Genomic DNA, 2,991 nt, shown 5'->3' with positions numbered 1-2,991 from the left:
GAAGGTGACACCATGTATAAAGAACCATTTCAACCGAATTATGAATATGCGCTTGAATGTGATAAACATGATGAACTGAAAGATTTTCAAACTGAATTCTATAAAAAAGAAGGAACGATATATTTAGATGGAAACTCATTAGGACTACTTTCAAAAAGAGCAGAGAAATCGTTACTTACTTTGCTAGATTCATGGAAAGAGTATGGCATTGACGGCTGGACAGAGGGTGAGCATCCTTGGTTTTTTCTCTCGGAGAAATTAGGTGAGTTGACTGCACCTCTTATTGGAGCTTTACCAGAAGAAACTATTGTAACCGGTTCCACGACGACAAATATACACCAAGTGATTGCCACATTTTATGAGCCGAAAGGAATACGTACAAAAATTCTTGCGGATGAATTAACATTCCCGTCAGATATATATGCACTTCAAAGTCAAATTCGTTTAAAAGGATTAGATCCAGATGAGCATTTAGTAAGAGTGAAAAGCCGAGATGGTAGAACACTTTCTGAAGAAGATATTATTCATGCGATGGAAGATGATATCGCTTTAATTTTATTACCTTCTGTTTTATATAGAAGTGGTCAAATTCTTGATATGAAACGTTTAACAACGGAAGCTCATAAACGCGGCATTCATATCGGATTCGATTTATGTCATTCAATCGGTTCTATTCCACATTTTTTCAAAGAATGGGATGTTGATTTCGCCATTTGGTGTAATTATAAATATTTAAATGCAGGACCTGGTGGCGTTGCAGGAATTTATGTAAATAGTAAACATTTTAATAGACTGCCAGGGTTGTCTGGATGGTTTAGTTCTAGAAAAGATAAGCAGTTTGATATGGAGCATACATTAACAGCTGCTGATCATGCGGGTGCTTATCAAATTGGTACACCTCACGTATTAAGTACAGCACCGTTAATTGGTTCACTTGAAATTTTCAAAGATGCTGGTATTGAACGTTTACGCGAAAAATCTTTACACATTACAAGATATATGATGAATTTAATTGATCACGAATTAAAAGATTTCGGATTTACAATTGGAAATCCATTAGAGGATGAAAAACGTGGGGGGCACATATATTTAGAGCATGCAGAAGCAGCACGTATATGTAAAGCGCTAAAAGCAAATGGAGTAATCCCTGATTTCCGAGCACCTAATGGAGTAAGACTGGCGCCGGTCGCTTTATATAACACATATGAAGAAGTGTGGAAATCTGTACAAATATTAAAGAAAATTATGAAAGAAGAAGAGTATAAACAGTTTGAAAATAAGCGAGAGGTTGTGGCATAAGCATGAAAACATCAGAGTGGATTGATATTTCACAACCGCTAAATAATGATATTGCAACGTGGCCAGGAGACACACCGTTCTCATATGAAGTTTCATGGTCAAAAGAAGAAAGTGGCTCGGTAAATGTAGGAAAGTTAACGATGAGTATTCATACAGGTACTCATATTGATGCACCATTTCATTTTGATAATGATGGAAAGAAAGTATTAGATTTAGATGTTCAAGTTTATGTTGGCCCAGCACGGATTATTGACGTTTCTAATCTTGAAAGCATCGGAAAAAAAGAACTAGAAAGTTTTCACTTAGAAGGTGTAGAACGATTATTATTACGTACATCTTCACATGGGAAAGCTGAAGAATTTCCAGTTGTGATCCCTCATTTACGTGCTGATATAGCGCCGTTTCTTTCAGAAAAAGGAATACGTTTAATTGGAGTAGATGTACCATCAGTTGATCCATTAGATGATAAAGAATTAGCAGCGCATCATCAATTATTTAAACATGGAATTCATATTTTAGAAAATGTCGTACTAGATCATGTAGCAGACGGTGATTATGAATTGATTGCATTACCACTTGCATTAACTGATGCGGATGGAAGTCCAGTTCGAGCCGTTATTAGACCAATATAAGTAGAATCATATAAAAGGGGCGTTTGGCTAATATGAAAGAAAATGAAAAAGTGATTATGGAAAAAGGGATTCATACGGATTTTAAAGAGAATATGACGTATGGGGAGTATTTACAATTAAATAGTTTATTATCTTCTCAAAAAAGATTATCAGACCATCATGATGAAATGTTATTTATCGTTATTCACCAAGCAAGTGAGCTTTGGATGAAGCTCATTTTACATGAGCTAAATGCGGCGATTGAATCTATTAAACAAGATAAATTACAACCAGCTTTTAAAATGTTAGCACGTGTATCAAAAATTCAGTCTCAAATTATTCAATCTTGGGATATTCTTGCGACATTAACACCATCAGAATATATTGAGTTTCGTGATTCACTCGGTCAAGCTTCAGGTTTTCAATCGTATCAATATCGTATGATTGAGTATGCACTTGGCTATAAAACGCCACATGCATTAAAAATTTATGAAAAGGATCCAGAATTACATGCACGACTTCATAAAGCGCTACATGCACCAAGTCTATATGATGTCGCGATTCAAGCATTAGTAAAAGAAGGATTCCCTATTCATAAAGATGTGTTAAACCGTGATATTACGCAGCCTTATGAAGAAGATGCAACAGTAGAAGCAGCATGGTTAGAAGTGTATGCGGATGTGAAAAAATATTGGAATTTATATCAGCTTGCTGAAAAATTGATTGATATTGAAGACTGGCTACAACAATGGCGTTTCCGTCATATGAAAACAGTAGAAAGAATTATTGGACATAAAATGGGTACAGGTGGATCCTCCGGTGTTTCTTATTTAAAGCGAGTACTTGATCAACAATTCTTCCCAGAGCTTTGGAATGTTCGTACGAAATTATAAAAATAAACCTGTCAGTTCATTATGGCTGACAGGTTTATTTTTATTTGAGCACAATTATGTTTAAAATGAAGGAACAAGATATAATAAATGGATTAACTATTTAAATGGAGGTAAAGTTTTTGGATTTCAAGCAACTAGAAAATAAATTCGAAAAGAAAAAAGTGAATACATTTCTTGTTTATCAAAAA

The 2,991-nt window shown here is 34.8% G+C and carries 3 protein-coding genes; all 3 read left to right on the top strand.

What is annotated here, in order from left to right:
* The first annotated feature begins 12 nt into the window (after positions 1 to 12).
* The 3 genes from kynU to kynA are packed head-to-tail and all read left to right on the top strand — an operon-like array spanning position 13 to position 2,803.
* Positions 13 to 1,299: a kynureninase gene (gene kynU, locus ACQGS6_RS25645; RefSeq protein WP_000276258.1), complete on the top strand. Its 1,287-nt coding sequence runs from the start codon at positions 13 to 15 to the stop codon at positions 1,297 to 1,299.
* Between the two features lie 2 nt (positions 1,300 to 1,301).
* The gene (kynB, locus tag ACQGS6_RS25640; RefSeq protein ID WP_000858062.1) at positions 1,302 to 1,931 is read left to right on the top strand and encodes an arylformamidase; all 630 of its coding nucleotides are present in this window, start codon (positions 1,302 to 1,304) and stop codon (positions 1,929 to 1,931) included.
* Between the two features lie 32 nt (positions 1,932 to 1,963).
* On the top strand, positions 1,964 to 2,803 hold the full coding sequence (gene kynA / locus ACQGS6_RS25635; protein ID WP_326318428.1) for a tryptophan 2,3-dioxygenase: 840 nt from the start codon (positions 1,964 to 1,966) through the stop codon (positions 2,801 to 2,803).
* The last annotated feature ends 188 nt before the right edge of the window (positions 2,804 to 2,991 follow it).

Source organism: Bacillus sp. GMs2/2, from assembly GCF_050172095.1.
Taxonomy (GTDB): domain Bacteria; phylum Bacillota; class Bacilli; order Bacillales; family Bacillaceae_G; genus Bacillus_A; species Bacillus_A cereus.
This window is presented reverse-complemented; position numbering and strand designations above follow the sequence as displayed.